The sequence below is a fragment of the Fertoeibacter niger genome (assembly GCF_009380135.2).
Classification (GTDB): domain Bacteria; phylum Pseudomonadota; class Alphaproteobacteria; order Rhodobacterales; family Rhodobacteraceae; genus Fertoeibacter; species Fertoeibacter niger.
In genome coordinates this window covers 147271-161914 of the sequence record NZ_WHUT02000008.1, presented here as the reverse complement: position 1 = coordinate 161914, position 14644 = coordinate 147271, and the positions used below count along the sequence as shown (strand labels likewise).

General features: G+C 65.1%; 12 protein-coding genes. 1 reads left to right on the top strand and 11 read right to left on the bottom strand.

The features are described 5' to 3' along the window. Nucleotides 1–113 precede the first annotated feature (113 nt). The 11 genes from GEU84_RS14325 to GEU84_RS14275 all read right to left on the bottom strand — a co-directional run bounded on the left by GEU84_RS14325 (nucleotide 114) and on the right by GEU84_RS14275 (nucleotide 13599). Nucleotides 114–1628, bottom strand: coding sequence for an FGGY-family carbohydrate kinase (locus GEU84_RS14325; protein ID WP_338144803.1), 1515 nt, complete (start codon nucleotides 1626–1628; stop codon nucleotides 114–116). Continuing rightward, on the bottom strand, nucleotides 1618–2463 hold the full coding sequence (locus GEU84_RS14320) for a class I fructose-bisphosphate aldolase (RefSeq protein WP_152827255.1): 846 nt from the start codon (nucleotides 2461–2463) through the stop codon (nucleotides 1618–1620). Before GEU84_RS14320 ends, GEU84_RS14325 begins: the two co-directional genes overlap by 11 nt. Beyond that, entirely contained in the window at nucleotides 2460–4145 is a 1686-nt protein-coding gene (locus GEU84_RS14315) for a glycerol-3-phosphate dehydrogenase/oxidase (RefSeq protein ID WP_152827253.1), read from the bottom strand. The genes GEU84_RS14320 and GEU84_RS14315 overlap by 4 nt, the downstream gene beginning before the upstream one ends. A gap of 59 nt (nucleotides 4146–4204) precedes the next feature. Further along, on the bottom strand, nucleotides 4205–5197 hold the full coding sequence (locus tag GEU84_RS14310; RefSeq protein WP_152827251.1) for an aldo/keto reductase: 993 nt from the start codon (nucleotides 5195–5197) through the stop codon (nucleotides 4205–4207). Continuing rightward, nucleotides 5194–6156 (bottom strand): sugar-binding transcriptional regulator, encoded by a 963-nt coding sequence (locus GEU84_RS14305; RefSeq protein WP_152827458.1) that lies wholly within the window; start codon nucleotides 6154–6156, stop codon nucleotides 5194–5196. Before GEU84_RS14305 ends, GEU84_RS14310 begins: the two co-directional genes overlap by 4 nt. Before the next feature lie 5 nt (nucleotides 6157–6161). Then, nucleotides 6162–7148 carry an ABC transporter permease gene (locus tag GEU84_RS14300; protein ID WP_152827249.1) on the bottom strand — a complete coding sequence of 329 codons (987 nt, stop codon included), beginning with the start codon at nucleotides 7146–7148 and terminating at the stop codon, nucleotides 6162–6164. Beyond that, nucleotides 7145–8638, bottom strand: coding sequence for a sugar ABC transporter ATP-binding protein (locus GEU84_RS14295; RefSeq protein ID WP_241427699.1), 1494 nt, complete (start codon nucleotides 8636–8638; stop codon nucleotides 7145–7147). The genes GEU84_RS14300 and GEU84_RS14295 overlap by 4 nt, the downstream gene beginning before the upstream one ends. Before the next feature lie 88 nt (nucleotides 8639–8726). Then, nucleotides 8727–9737 carry a substrate-binding domain-containing protein gene (locus GEU84_RS14290; RefSeq protein WP_152827245.1) on the bottom strand — a complete coding sequence of 337 codons (1011 nt, stop codon included), beginning with the start codon at nucleotides 9735–9737 and terminating at the stop codon, nucleotides 8727–8729. Nucleotides 9738–10087: 350 nt separating this feature from the next. Beyond that, entirely contained in the window at nucleotides 10088–10915 is an 828-nt protein-coding gene (locus GEU84_RS14285) for an alpha/beta hydrolase (protein WP_152827243.1), read from the bottom strand. A gap of 9 nt (nucleotides 10916–10924) precedes the next feature. Continuing rightward, a complete protein-coding gene (locus tag GEU84_RS14280) occupies nucleotides 10925–12385 on the bottom strand; it encodes an NAD-dependent succinate-semialdehyde dehydrogenase (RefSeq protein WP_152827241.1) in 1461 nt (486 codons plus the stop codon). A gap of 14 nt (nucleotides 12386–12399) precedes the next feature. Further along, complete coding sequence (locus tag GEU84_RS14275) at nucleotides 12400–13599, bottom strand: iron-containing alcohol dehydrogenase (RefSeq protein ID WP_152827239.1); 1200 nt, start codon at nucleotides 13597–13599, stop codon at nucleotides 12400–12402. 268 nt (nucleotides 13600–13867) lie between these two features. Between GEU84_RS14275 and GEU84_RS14270 the strand changes: the two genes are divergently transcribed. After that, nucleotides 13868–14551 (top strand): GntR family transcriptional regulator, encoded by a 684-nt coding sequence (locus GEU84_RS14270; RefSeq protein WP_241427698.1) that lies wholly within the window; start codon nucleotides 13868–13870, stop codon nucleotides 14549–14551. Nucleotides 14552–14644: the final 93 nt, after the last annotated feature.

Genomic DNA, 14644 nt, shown 5'->3' with positions numbered 1-14644 from the left:
GCAATCGGGCAGGGCCTGCACCGACACGACCCGCGGCATGGCACAGTTGCGGTCAGACGGCAGGCCAGCACGACGCCCGCCATGCACGCGCCCTTGATTTGGCCATGGTGCCGTCATTGGTCGTGGCTGCGCAATCCTGCAAGATCGGCCCAGAAAGGCTCCATCCTTTCGGTCAGGCGCTGCCACACGGCAAAGCGGCGCTCATGCAGGGCGCGGCGCGCAGGATCGGGGAAAAGCTGCGCCTTGCACGTGGTCATCGCCGCAACTGCCGCCTCCTCGTCAGGGAAAAGCCCTACTCCGACGGCAGCGGCCATCACACCGCCAAGCGCCCCGGTTTCCTCGGCGATGCCAAGGCTGACCGGCAGGCCCAGCACATCGGCCATCATCTGCGGCCAATGTGGTGATCGCGTGCCGCCGCCCGACAGGGCAACCTCGGTGATCGCCGCCCCGGCGGCGGTCAGCACACCGACATGGCGGCGATGCTCGAACGCCACACCTTCATAAAGCGCGCGCAGCATGTGCCCTTCGTCATGCCAGCCTGCCAGACCGTAGAACCCGCCGCGCTGCTGCGCGCCGTGGCGGCCACCATACAGAAACGGGTGAAACATCGGGTCATCCGGCGCAACCCCGGCCCGGCCCACCAGATCATTCACCATGGCAAAAGGATCGTCATGATGCGCGCCCCGCTCGATCAGCGCGCGGACATACCATTCCAGATTGGCCGCCGACGTGGCGCTGTTGTCCATATTGGCAAAGCGCCCGGGGCCAAACGCCGCCACCATGAACACATCCGCATTGCGCACAGGTGCATCGGCAAACACCTGGTTGACCGACCAGCTGCCCAGCACAACAGATGCCGCCCCTGCCCCGACCGCGCCCGACCCCAAGGCGGAAGCCACCACATCGAAATATCCGGCAACCACCGGCGTGCCCTCGCGCAGCCCGGTTGCGGCAGCGGCGGCTGGCGTCACATGGCCCACCACATCGGTTGGCAGTTTCAGCGGCGGCAGCAGGGGCATCGCATCGGCTAGCCCGTAAAGCGCCATCAGCCCCGCGTCATAACGGGCCGCGGGCAGGCACAAAAGCCCGGCCCCCGACATGTCGGAAATCTCGGTGGCGCGCTGCCCTGTCAGGTGGCAGGCGATGATATCCTTGGCAAAGCACAGGGTTGCGGCCTTTGCATAGACCTCTGGCCGGTGCGCCTTGACCCAGGCCAGCAGCACGGGGGTTTGCGCGGGCCAGGGCCGTTGCAGGCAGATCGCATGCAGATCGGGCCCCACCGCACGGTCAAGATCGGCGGCCAGACCGGCGGCACGGGTATCAAGTGACTGGATACCCAGCAGCGCCGCGCCGTCACGATCCAGCAGGTAAAGCCCGTTGCCATGCCCGGCCAGACCCACGGCGGCAATCCGTGCCGGATCGGCCCCCGCCGCCGCCAGACAGCCGGAAATGGCCACCTGCGCATCGGCCCAAAGCCCGGCCACCGGGCGCTCGACCATGGCGGGCGCGGGTTTCAGGGTGGCACCATCCACGCCATGCCGCGCGATCTGGCGACCTGCCAGATCGAAAAGCACCGCCTTCACCACGGTATTGCCGATGTCGATGCCCAGCAGCAGGTCACGCGCCACGGTTGTATACCTCCCACGCGGCTTCGCCGCTGGCACCCTGATGGATGATCGCCATCAACGCCGCAACCACTGCCCCCGGATTGGCATGTTGATAGATGTTGCGGCCATAAACGAGCCCCCTTGCCCCCTGCGCCACCAGTGCCGCCGATTTTTGCAGAACAGCGCGCAAATCCTCTTTCCCGCCACCGCGCGCCAGCACGGGCACGCGGGCAGCCTCGACCACGCGATGAAAATCCTGCGGGTTCGACGTGGGATCGGCCTTGATGATGTCAGCCCCCATTTCCGCCGCCAGCCGCACCAGAGTGACGATCTTTTCCGCGTCACCGTCCACCTGATAACCGCCGCGCACGTCATTGGGCAGCATCACCAGCGGCTCGATCATCAGGGGCATGCCATAGCGCGAACAATCGGCGCGCACCCGTGCGATGTTCTGCACGCATTGGCGGAACAGTTCCGGCTCGTCGGGCAGCATGAACAGGTTGACCACCACGCAGGCGGCATCCATCTCGACCGCCGGCAGAACAGGGTCGGCGGCGTTCTGCAACTCGGCCCACATGACGCGGTGGCGCGTGGCGTTATAGGGGTTGCCCATGTCCAGCCGCAGCACCAGCGCGGGTTTGTCACGCTCGGGGCGGGTTTGCAGCAGATCGGCCTGACCATAGGCCATCTGGATCGCATCGGGCCGCGTATCCACCAACATGCCCACCACGCGGCCCATATCCTCCAGCCCGTTCAGAAAGCCGGGCTCGTTGCAGACGCCGTGATCGACGGCCACATCCAGACAGCCGCCGTTGCGGAACATGCGGTTCATCCGAACCTTGGGGGTGATCTTCATGGCAGGGCTCCTTCCGGTTGGGTCAGCCTGACCCCGTGATAGGTTTCAAGGTCGCTGAGAAAGCGCGTGATTTCGGCCGTTGTCCGTGCGTCGGACCAGCCGCATTCGCGCGCCATGACGCGGGCGGTGGCGCTGATCAGCGGCAGCGACAACTGGCCACGGATCGCCAGCGGGCTGCGCCGTTGCAGCACGTCGGCCAGATGACAGGCATGTTCATGCCGGATGGCCCAGACCACCTCGCCCGCTGTCATCGGCACGCCCGGCAGCGGGTCATCCTGCCCGGTGCAAAAGGTGGCAACCGCTGCGGCGCGGCTTCCGTAGAGATCCGCCAGATGCGCCGCGCGGTGATCCGACAGCCCGTGGTGCAGGGTCAGGTTTTCCACCAGACCGGGGCCATATCCGGCCCCGCCGCCGATGGGCAGGTCGCGGGTGCTGACACTGCGGGCAAGGCCAAGGTCGGCCAGCACAAGATCGACGGTATCCTCGGCAAAGGCGCGGTAAGTCGTCCATTTGCCGCCCACCATGCCGATCTGCGGCACCGCCCCGCCCAGCCGCCGCACCGCATGCCCGCGAGAGATGCGCCCGGTGAAATCGGCGTCGCTGACCGGCAGCGGGCGGATGCCCGCATAGCTGTAGACGATCTGCGCGGCGTTGATCGGGACGCCGGGAAACAGCGCACCGATTGCGGCAAGGATATAATCCCGCTCCTGCGGGCTGCACGCCGTCCGGCCCGCCTCGTTCACCCGCAGATCGGTAGACCCGGCCAGCACCCGGCCCAGATAGGGAAACACGATGCAAACCCGGCCATCGGCATTCTCGAAATAGATCATGTGGCCGTTCAGCGCCGCCGCCAGCGCCGGATTGTCGAGAATGAGGTGCGACCCCTTGGTGCCCGACACCAGCCTTTCGTTCAGCCGCGCACCCAGCGATGCGGCGGTGTCGTCAATCCAGGCGCCGGTGGCGTTGACAATCATCCGGGCGCTGACAGGCAGGGTTTGCCCGGTTTCGCTGTCGGTCAGCACAAGCCCCCGTGCCCCATGCGTCAGCCGGGCATAGTTCAGCGCAACGGCACCCGCGTTCTGCGCGCTGGCATCGCCGATCAGTTCCAGCCCCAGGCGTTCCGGGTGCGAAATCCAGGCGTCGTGATAGGTGGCCGAAAACCGCAGGTCGGGCCGCAGATCGGGAAAGGCCGCCCGTGTTGCCATCCGGCCGCGAAAGCGGTGGCGCGGCAACACCCGCCTACGCCCTGTGATCGCATCATAAAGGGCCAGCCCCAGCTTGATCGGCAGCGCACCGCGTGGGCGCGGCCGGCCGGTAAAACCCAGAAACCCCAGTGCGGCATTCGCCAGACCCGAGGCGAAACGGTCGATGGGAATCGTCGTCGGCAGCGGCCGCACAAGATGCGGGGCGTTGCGCAACAGCCGGTCACGCTCGATCAGGCTTTCGCGCACCAAGGATATCTCGCCATTCTCCAGATACCGCAGGCCACCATGGATCATCCGCGAAGGGGCCGCGGAACAGCCGGAACAGAAATCGCTCATCTCGACCAGCAGCACCCGCAGGCCCTGATGCGCCAGGTCGTGAAAGACGCCGATGCCATTGATCCCGCCGCCCACGACGATCACGTCAAAGGCCGGGTTGGCTGTGATGCGGTCGATCCTTTCTTGCCGGGCGTCAGACATGACTTCTTCCTTTGCGGGAACGCGCCCCGCATCTGTGGTCTTGCAACATTGCTTTCAGTTCAGGTGGTTGCCGGTTCCAGGTGGGTCCGGGCGGCTACTGTGATCGCGTCAATCTCGGCTGGGGCAAGGTGCAACTGCCCGGCTTCGGCATTCTCGCGCGCCTGCTGGGCGTTGCGGGCGCCGCACAGCGCAAAGGTCAGCCCCGGCTGCGCCAGTGTCCAGGCAATCACCACCTGCGCCGGGCTTGCGCCTTGGTCCGCCGCAATCGGGCGCACCACCTGCATCACCCGGTCCACCCGCCCGCGGTTTTCCGGGGAAAAGCGCGGGTTGCCTTGCCGCTGGTCATCCCCGGCAAACACCCGGTCAGCCCCGATACGCCCGGACAGAAGGCCAAGCGCCAGCACCGAATAGCCCATCACCGCAATGCCCGCATCGCGGCAGGCGAGCAGATGGGTTTGTTCAATACGGCGTTCGACCATCGAGTATTCCTCCTGCACCGCTGCAATGCCGCCCTCTGCACGGTAGGCGGCCAGATGATCGGGCGTGGTGTTCGAGGCGGCAAAGGCCAGTATCTTGCCCTCGCGCTGCAAATCCTTCAGCGCGGCCACCGTTTCGGCGACGGGGGTGGTGGGGTCTTGCCAGTGGGTGATGTAAAGGTCGATCCGGTCGGTGTTCAGCCGGGTCAGGCTTTGCTCCACCTCATGCCGGATCGCAGCGGCGGAAAGATCACGGTGCACCGGCAAGCCGCCTTGCGAAAAGAAATACGGCCCGCGCTGCGTGTGCCAGACCAGCCCGCATTTGGTGGCCAGCACCACCTGATCGCGCCGCCCCTTCATGGCGCGGCCCACCACCGCTTCGGCATGGCCAAGGCCATAGGCGGGTGCAGTGTCGATCAGCGTGATCCCCGCATCAAGGCCCGCGCGGATGGCATCTTCGGCCGCCGCATCATCGGTGCCGCCCCACATCCATCCGCCGATGGCCCAGGTGCCCAGCCCCACGGCCGAAGCCATGATGCCCGTTTCCCCGATCTCGCGTTTCAGCATCCCGGTCATGCGGAATCTCCGTTCGTTGCAAGAATTGTTGTTGCCGTGTCTTCATCCGTCACCAGAACAGACACATAGCCCCCGCGCAGCACCGATCTGACCGGCCCCACCTTGTCTTCACCCGCCGCAACCGCGATGACGCGACCGCAGCGGCGGATCTCGTCGGGGCGCAGCGCGACAAGGCGCTGGTTCAGCGCGAAATGCGCAACCTGACCCCGGTCATGCACCAGATGGCCCAGAAACTCGGCCATGACACCCATGCCGGGCAGCATCGCGCGGTCGGGCGCTGACAGCGGATGCAGATCGAAATAGGATGATCCCGGCGTGGTGATCGACCCGATGCCCACCAGACAGACGGTTGCGCGGCGGCCCAGATCCATCACCTCTTTCACGGCGCCAAGGTTCATCAGCATCTCGCGCTGATCGGCGCGTTCGGCAAACAGCGGCGCGTGGAGTTGCAGCGACCGACCGCCCAGCCGTTCCGCCATGCGCGAGGCCAGGTTGTTCACATCGGTGTGGAACTTGCCCTGCACCCCGCCGGTCAGCGGCACCACCTGCACGTCGATGGCGCGTTCGACCGACAGCGCATCAACCACCGCCGCCACCGCCTTGCCGCCCGAAATGCCCAGAATGTCGCCGTCGCGCAGCGTTTCGGCCAGATGCGCCGCTGCCGCCTGCCCCACCTGTGCCAGCCGTGTGCCGTCATTGTCCGACACCGTGGGCGACACGATGGCCTCACGCACCAGCCCGGTCGCCGCCAGCTTTTGCTCGATCTCCATCAGGCGCTGGAACGGGGTTTCGATGCTGATCTTCACCATCCCCGACCGGCGGGCCTGCGCGATGATGCGATTCACCTTGGAGGTGGACAGGTTCATCGCCTCGGCAATCTCCGCCTGTTTGCGGCCCTCGATGAAATGGCGCACCAGCACGGCATGCATCTGCCGCAGCGAGGTGAAATCTTCGTTCATGTCGTTCACGCCCTGCCTCCTGCCGCCTGCCGTTTCACGAGGTAGTGGTCAAGGGTGACGGCGGCCAGCAGGATCGAGCCGCGGATGATATCCTGCCAGTAAACCGACACGTTCAACAGCGCGAGCGAGGATGAGACCACCGACAACAGAATGGCCCCCAGTATCGCGCCAAAGATCGTGCCCTTGCCGCCCGACAGGCTGGCGCCGCCGATCACCGCCGCGGCAATCACGTTCAACTCCATCCCCACACCGAAGGTGGGTTGCGCGGACCCGAACCGCGCCATGTAGATGATCCCCGCCACCCCGCAGAGCGTGGAACACAGCACCGTGGTCAGAAAGATCACGCGCTTTGTGCGGATGCCGGAATAGGCGGCGGCCTTTTCGTTGCTGCCGGTGTAGTAGACCAGCCGGAAGGCCGTGGTGCGACGCAACAGAAAGTCGAACACCGCGACCACGATGACAAAGATGATGATCGCCACCGGGATCACGCCGACAGACCCGATGCCGATCCACTTGAAACCGGCGGGCAGTTCGAACAGCCCCAGCGGCCGCCCCCCGGTGCCCAACAGGCACAGCCCGCGCGCGATCACCATCGCGGCCAGCGTCACGATGAAATGGTGCAGGCCCACATAGGTCACAAAGAACCCGATCACCGCGCCGATGCCCGCGCAGACGGCTATGGCCATCAGTGCCGCCACCCAGGGGTTCACCCCATTCAGGAACAACAGCCCCGCCACCACCATGGCCAGCGCCGTGACCGAACCAACCGACAGGTCAATGCCGCCCGAAATCAGCAGGATCGTCATGCCCACCACAACAATCGCCTCGACCGAAAAGGCCATGGTCATGGCCCGCATGTTCGTCCAGGTCAGGAAATGCGGCGAGGCAAAGGACATGATCAGGAACAGCACAAGGATGATCAGCACCAGGCCGGTTTCCCGTGCGCCGAAAAGGCGGGCCAACAGGCTGCGGTCTTGGGTCGTCGTGGTCATTGCATGGCCCCGGCTTTGGCCAGCGCACCGGGCGCGGCGAGTGTCATGATGTTGGTTTCGGTCATGTCGGGGCCGGAAAGCCCGCCCACGATGCGGCCCTCGCTGACCACCAGAACCCGGTCACACAGCCCGATCAGTTCGGGCAGTTCGGACGAGATCACCGCGATGCCCACCCCGCTGTCGGCCAGCCCGCGCAGGATGGCATGGATTTCGGCCTTGGCGCCCACATCGACGCCGCGCGTGGGTTCATCGAGGAAGATCACCTTTGGCTGCACCGCCAGCAGTTTCGCCAGCGCCACCTTTTGCTGGTTGCCACCCGAAAGGCTGGCCACCCGGTGCGCCATGCTGGCCGCCTTCAGCCGCAGGCTGCCACCGATGCGCTGCGCCTGCGCCGCCTCACGCGCGGGGTTTATCACACCGAACCGCCCCGCCACGCGGCGCAGATCCAGCGCCGCGATGTTGGCTGCAATCGGCAGGTCCAGAAACACACCGTCGCCCTTGCGGTCCTCGGACAGATAGACGATGCCGCGCGCGATGCAGTCGGCATAGTCGCGCAGGTTCACCTCTTGCCCATGCAGCCAGATGCGGCCCTTTGCGGCACCTTCCAGCCGCATCAGCCCGCGCGCGATTTCGCTGCGCCCGGCCCCGATCAGCCCGCCAAAACCCAGTATCTCGCCCGCGTGCAGGGCAAAGGACACATCTTGGAAGCGCCGGTCAGTCAGCCCTGCAACCCGCAGGATTTCCGGCCCCGGCGTGCCCTGCATCTTTGGCGGATAAAGCGTGTCCAGCTTGCGCCCCACCATGGCGTTGACCACATCGGCGGGCGTGATGTCGGCCGTGCGGTCGGTGCGGATGTGCTGGCCGTCGCGCATCACCGTCACGCGGTCGCAGATGCCGAAAATCTCGGCCATGCGGTGCGAGATATAGATGATGCCGATGCCGCGCGCTGCCAGTCCGCGCAGGATGGTGAACAGCTTTTGCGCCTCATGTTCCGTCAGCGCGGCGGTCGGTTCGTCAAAGATCAGGATGCGACACTCCAGCGTCAGTGCCTTGGCGATCTCGACCAGCTGCTGCTGGGAAATCGACAAAAGCCCGGCGGGCAGGCGCGGGTCTATCGCAGCCAGCGGGGCCAGAACCTCGGCGGCTCTGGCGATCAGATCGGCCCCACCCATCAAGCGCCTGCGGCTTTGCGCCGTCTCGGACATGAAGATGTTCTCGGCCACCGATATGTCGGCGCAAAGCGCGATTTCCTGATGGACAAACCCGATGCCCAGCCGCTGCGCCATGGCCGGGCTGTCGATCTGCACAGGCTGGCCGTCGATGCGTATCGCGCCGCTGTCGGGCCGCAGGATGCCGTCGAGGATGTTCATCAGCGTCGATTTGCCCGCCCCGTTTTCCCCGGCGAGCGCATGGATCTCCCCGGCCCGCAGGTCCAGCTGCCCGGACCGCAGCGCGCGGATCGCGCCAAAGGATTTGGCGATGTCGGTCATCTGCAATAGCGGTGGCGCGGGATTCATGGGTGCCTTTGGTTCCAGAGGTGGGGCGCCCCGCCGCGCGTGAACGGCGGGGCAAAGAGTGTCAGTTCCGGGCTGCCATATAATCCTCAAGCACAAAGCTGGCGGCATTGTCCTTGGTGATGACGGCAAAGCCATTGTCTACAAAGGGGATCTGCATCGGGTTGTAGCCCGACACCTTGTAGTCGTTGAACGGGTCGATCAGGCCGGGGCGCGCACCCAGAAAGGTGTTCATGAAGCCCATAAAGCCCTGGATGCCCTGATTGGGGTTCAGCGCCATGTGGATGTTGCCTGCCTTGATTTCCTCCAGCGTGGTGGGCGAAATATCGGCATGCACGATCATCAGCGTGTCACCCGCAGCTTTCACCGCGGCGACCGCCCCCTCGGCGGAACCGGATTCCGGGATCCACAGCGCCGCAAGGTCCGGGTTGGCCTGCAACATCGCCGACACGGCGGTGAAGGCGGCGTTCGGATCCTGGTTCGTGGCCTGCCGCCCGACCAGCTTCATGTTGGGATAGTTCGCCTCCATATAAGCGATCAGCGCCGTCACCCGCAGGTCGTGGTTCGATTGGCCGGGGTTTTCCAGCACTGCATATTCGGCGCTGTCACCCACGGTTTTCACGATCTCTTCCGCCGCGAATTTCGCTTCGGCCAGGTTGTCTGACGTGATGTAGGCGGTGCGCTTCGACTTTGGCGAGTCGGCGGCAAAGGTGGTGACGGAAACGCCTGCATCAATCGCGCGGTTGATCGGGTCGATGAACGGGTCGGCCTGCATCGGGTGCAGCAGAATGCCCTTGGGGCTGGTCACAAGGTCTTGCTCGAACGAGGCGATCTGCTTGGTGATGTCGTAATCCGGGGTGCCCGAGAACACAGCCTCGCAGCCCAGGGCGGCTGCGGCCTGCTTGAAGCCTTCGAACACCGGCACCCAGTAGGGATGCCCCATCACCATCACGTTCATTACATAGGTTTCACCCGGTTCGCAGGCCAGCCCGCCTTCGGCCTTGGCCGCCGGCGACGCCCCGAGAAGTGCTGCGGCGGACGCCCCGCCCAGAATCAGTGCCTTGACATAGCTCATGTGTTCCTCCCTTGACGACGGCGCTTGGCGCCATTCTTGCAATTTATTGCGCATGCCGAAAGACATTGCATCGCTGTGGTAGGATCGGCCAACGCAACCGTCAACAAGGTTCAACATTTTTATCTTTGTGTGAAATTTATTGCAGGCCATCGAGCCCTGGAGCCGCCCTGCGCATGGCATTTGCCACCAGTGATGAATCCACAGACCATGCGGCGGGCCAGAACATGAACCGCCCCTGCGGCACAGGGATGCAGGATTGTTACATGAAGACAGTGGCTTGGCTGTTTCCAAGGCCGGGGTCATGCCCTGCATCGCGCGGGTGCGGGCCTGCTGCAACCAGAACGCCAGTCTCAATCGGCGCTGAGCGCCCCCAGAACGCCACCCAATGCCGATGCCGGATCGGCAAGCGCCAAAACGATGGTCATGTGGTTCAGATCAGGTTCAACACGCAGCTTGCAGGTCTGCCCCGCGGCATCAATCACGCTGGCAAAAGCACTGGCCTGATCGTGGAAGGGCGCAGTTTCATGCGCGCCCCTTGTAACGATGCGCATTGGCAGCGCGGATTGCGGCGATGTCAGTGGCGACCATGCTTCGGCCTCCGCCACGCTCATCCGCGCTTCGTCCTTCAGAAAGCTGGCGGGAATGCCGGACAGGTCGTAAATGCCGCTGACCATCAGGATGCCGCGCAGCACCGGCAATTCGGGGCGCATCCGCTCCTCCGGGCCGTGGGCCGCAAGATAGCTTGCCAGATGTGCGCCCGCGGAATGGCCGCTGGCGGTAAACCGTGCGGGGTCGGCACCCAGATCGGGCGCGATGGCCAGAAGGTGCCGCGCTGCGGCCCGCACCTGCGCCACGATCTGCCCCAGACGGGTGCCGGGCATCAGGTCATAACTGGCAATCGCGGCGATGCCGCCTGCCGCCAGAACCGGCGCGGCGACAAGATGATGATCCGCCCTGCACCCAGACCGCCAGTATCCGCCATGGATGAACATGTGCAGCGGGGCATCTTTTGTGCGGTGCGGGGGAAACAGGATGTCAATCCGCTGACGCGGGGACGGGCCGTAGGCAACATCGGCCCGCATCTCGACCCGCGATGCCAGTTCGCGCGAGCGGGCGGCGGTTTCGGCCAGGATCGCGTCGAAATCCGGAATGAAATCGCGGTTGCGGTATGGATCCATGGCGTGCCCCTAGAAATTCACCGCGAAATACTTCGGCTCCATGAATTCAAGGATGCCGGTCACGCCACCCTCCCGCCCCAGCCCGCTTTGCTTGGCCCCGCCGAACGGGGCGGCGGGATCAGACATCAGGCCCCGGTTGATCGCCACCATCCCGGTTTCAATACCCTTGCCCACCCGCAGAGCGCGGGAAAGGTCGCGCGAATAGACATAGGCCGCAAGGCCGTATTCGGTGGCATTGGCCAGGCGGATGGCCTGTTCCTCGGTGTCAAAGCGGTAGACCGGGGCCACCGGGCCAAATATTTCCTCATGCGCCAGTTCGGCATCTTCTGGCACATTCTCCAGCACGGTCGGCGGATAGAAATAGCCTGTGCCCGGCAGCGGTGCGCCGCCCGTCGTCACCCGCGCCCCACGTGCCACCGCCTGTTGCACCAGCCGGTCGATCTTGGCCACCGCCTTGGTCGTGATCATCGGGCCCACCTGCGTTGCAGGGTCGGTGCCCGGCCCCACCCGCAGCGCCGCCATGCGCGCGGTCAGGCCCGCAACAAAGGCATCATGGATGCCGGATTGGACGTAAAAGCGGTTTGCGGCGGTGCAAGCCTCGCCCGCGTTGCGCATCTTGGCAATCATCGCGCCATCCAGCGCCGCATCCAGATCGGCGTCGTCGAACACCACGAAAGGCGCGTTGCCGCCCAGTTCCATCGAACAGGACACAACGGTTTTCGCAGCCTCGGCCAGCAGGGTGCGGCCCACGCCGGTCGATCCGGTGAACGACAGTTTTCGCACGCGGGGATCGGCCAGCATCGCATTCACCACCGCACCGGGCTGCGTTGTGGTCAACACGTTGACCACACCGGGCGGCACCCCGGCTTCGGCGCCCAGGCGAGCCATGGCATAGGCGGTCAGCGGGGTTTCCGTCGCCGGTTTCAGGATCACTGTGCAGCCTGCCGCCAGCGCCGGGCCGATCTTTCGGGTGGCCATCGCGGCGGGGAAGTTCCACGGCGTGATCAACACGGCAATGCCGATCGGGTCATGGTCCACCAGAATGCGGTGCGCGCCCGAGGGGGCATGGCGAAACTCGCCCGCGATGCGCACCGCCTCTTCGGCATACCAGCGAAAGAATTCGGCGGCATAGGCCACTTCGCCGCGCGCATCGGGCAGCGCCTTGCCGTTTTCCAGCGAGATGAGTGTGGCCAGCTCCTCGGCATGCTGGGTCATCAGCTGGAACCAGCGACGCAGGATTTCCGCCCGCTGGCGGGGCGGCGTGGCCCGCCAGCCTGCGGCGGCAGCCCCGGCTGCATCCACCGCCTGCATGGCATCGGCGACCGAGGCATCCGGCACCTCGGCCAACACCAGCGCCGTTGACGGGTTTGTCACCGGAATGCCGTGGCCGGGCAGCCAGCGGCCACCGATGAACAGGCCATGAGCGTGCAGCGATGGGTCGGCAAAGCTGGAAGGGCTATCAAGGGTCATCATCTGTCTTTCGGTTATCGGATCACGCCGTGGTCGCCGCTGAACGCGGCAATCAGCAAAAGGTCCATTTCGGCGCGGCGAATGGGCCGCGGGTTGTTCTGTATCAGCCGTTCGATCCCGCAGGATTGCTCGGCCACCCAGGGAATGCGGTCTTCGTCCAGGCCAAGTGCCGCCAGCGTCGGTGGAATGCCGATCCGGGCGAACAGGCCGGCTATGGCCGGGATCACCGCATCGGCATCTGCCACACCGATGACGCTGGCGATCTGCGCCAGTTCGGTGCCGATCACCGGGCGGTTCCATTCCATGACCCAGGGCATCAGACAGGCCACGCCCAGCCCGTGCGGTGTATGGGTCAGCGCGCCGACCGGGTATTGTATGGCATGCGCCGCAGCCGTTCCCGCCACGCCAAAGGCCAACCCGGCAAAGGTCGCCCCCTGCATCACCTGCGCGCGCGCGGTGGTGTTTGCGCCGTCGGTGCAGGCCGCCTCCAACCCCTGCCACAGCAGGGAAATCGCCGTCAGCGCGAACTGGTCGGAAATCGCGTTCTTGCCGATGAACACCCGCTCTTGCGTCAGCCCTGCCGTCACCGGGCGGCGGGTGGCGGTAAAGGCCTCGATGGCATGGGTCAGCGCATCTGCCCCGGCAATGGCGGTGAGGCCGGGCGGGCAGGTCAGCGTCAGATCGGGGTCGCAGATCGCCACGGTGGGTATCAGATATGGGCTGGAGATTCCCACTTTCAGGCTGCGCTCGGCATCCGACAACACGGCCACCGGCGTCACCTCAGACCCCGTGCCGGCGGTGGTGGGGATGGCAATCAGCGGCAGCACCGGACCGGGCACCTTCAGCTCGCCATAGTAATCCTGTGGCCGCCCGCCATGCGCAATCAGCAAAGCCATGCATTTCGCCATGTCAAGGCAAGACCCGCCGCCCACCGCGATCACCAGATTTGGGGCAAAGCCCCGTGCAGCCTCGGCAGCACTGACGGCTGAATCCACCGGCACATCGGGCAAGGTGCCCGCCTCGATGCGCAAGGTCAGGCCAGCCTTGGCCAGATCCTCCATCATGGCAAGAAAATCGGCATCCCCCGCCAGCCGTGCATCTGTGACGACCAGCGCGCGTTTGCCCAGCCGGGCCGCCACCGTGCCAAGTGCCCGACGCTGGCCAGACCCGAAGAGGATCTCGCGCGGGGCCCTGATCGTGCCGAAATGGTCCATGGTTCCGTATCCTTTGGTTCGGGGTCAGGTGGCCTGCCGGGCCTGCATTCAGTTCATCACGTTGTCTGGCACGTCGTGGCCACCACGCCGGTCCTGCACCGGAACCATGCCAGCAGTATCAACGCAGCCAGCCATGGAAGATCAGGGTTTGAGGTGGTCATCCAAATCCTATATCGGATCGTATATGATATTATGTTTGACATTTGATACCATATTTGCGACTCAAAGCGTTGTGTCAAGTCGAAGATGCCGGGGTGTCGGAATGGGAATGGCAGCGGATCGGGCAGGCAAGCGGACGGCATCCCTGCGCCCCGCAAGCATCGTCGATGGCGTCTATGACAACATCTATGAACGCCTGATGTCGCTGGAAATCGCCCCGGGTGCGCGTATCCCGATTGATGTGATTGCCCGCGATCTGGATGTTTCACCGACCCCGGTGCGTGAGGCGCTGTCGCTGCTGGAACGTGAAGGCTTGGTGCGCAAGGCGCATCTGATCGGCTATTCCGCAGCCCCGCAATTGACGCGCAAACAGTTCGACGACCTTTACACATTCCGCCTGCTGCTGGAGCCTGAGGGCGCACGGCTGGCCGCGCTCAACATGACCACGGATACGCTGAAACTGCTGGAGGATGCCGCAGCTGACATGGGGCACGGTGACGCCCCGGTTGACCGGACCAGCCGCTATTCCCGTTTTGCCCGGGCGGATGCCGACTTTCACGATGCGATCCTGAAGATTGCCGGGAACGAGGTGATCCGCTCGACCCTGTTCAACCAGCATGTGCATCTGCACATCTTCCGCCTGATGTTCCACACCCGCGTCACCCAGGAGGCGCTGGAAGAGCATGAGGATCTGCTGGTGGCGTTTCGTGCCGGCGACCCCTTGGCCGCCGAGGCGGCGATGCGCAACCACATCCTGCGCTCGCGCGACCGGCTGCTGTCTGCGTTCGAATGATCATGGGCACCCCGCCTGTGCCGCAGATTGTTCCGAAACAGCCGCGACGGGCCGCGCCACCGATGCGCTGTCCTGATGCTCAACTGCACCCCG

What these genes read in the sequence shown, in the direction of transcription:
- GEU84_RS14320 (WP_152827255.1), bottom strand. Translation starts at nt 2,463, where the DNA reads ATGAAGATCACCCCCAAGGTTCGGATGAACCGCATGTTCCGCAACGGC.
- GEU84_RS14315 (WP_152827253.1), bottom strand. Translation starts at nt 4,145, where the DNA reads ATGTCTGACGCCCGGCAAGAAAGGATCGACCGCATCACAGCCAACCCG.
- GEU84_RS14310 (WP_152827251.1), bottom strand. Translation starts at nt 5,197, where the DNA reads ATGACCGGGATGCTGAAACGCGAGATCGGGGAAACGGGCATCATGGCT.
- GEU84_RS14305 (WP_152827458.1), bottom strand. Translation starts at nt 6,156, where the DNA reads ATGAACGAAGATTTCACCTCGCTGCGGCAGATGCATGCCGTGCTGGTG.
- GEU84_RS14300 (WP_152827249.1), bottom strand. Translation starts at nt 7,148, where the DNA reads ATGACCACGACGACCCAAGACCGCAGCCTGTTGGCCCGCCTTTTCGGC.
- GEU84_RS14295 (WP_241427699.1), bottom strand. Translation starts at nt 8,638, where the DNA reads ATGACCGACATCGCCAAATCCTTTGGCGCGATCCGCGCGCTGCGGTCC.
- GEU84_RS14290 (WP_152827245.1), bottom strand. Translation starts at nt 9,737, where the DNA reads ATGAGCTATGTCAAGGCACTGATTCTGGGCGGGGCGTCCGCCGCAGCA.
- GEU84_RS14285 (WP_152827243.1), bottom strand. Translation starts at nt 10,915, where the DNA reads ATGGATCCATACCGCAACCGCGATTTCATTCCGGATTTCGACGCGATC.
- GEU84_RS14280 (WP_152827241.1), bottom strand. Translation starts at nt 12,385, where the DNA reads ATGACCCTTGATAGCCCTTCCAGCTTTGCCGACCCATCGCTGCACGCT.
- GEU84_RS14275 (WP_152827239.1), bottom strand. Translation starts at nt 13,599, where the DNA reads ATGGACCATTTCGGCACGATCAGGGCCCCGCGCGAGATCCTCTTCGGG.
- GEU84_RS14270 (WP_241427698.1), top strand. Translation starts at nt 13,868, where the DNA reads ATGGCAGCGGATCGGGCAGGCAAGCGGACGGCATCCCTGCGCCCCGCA.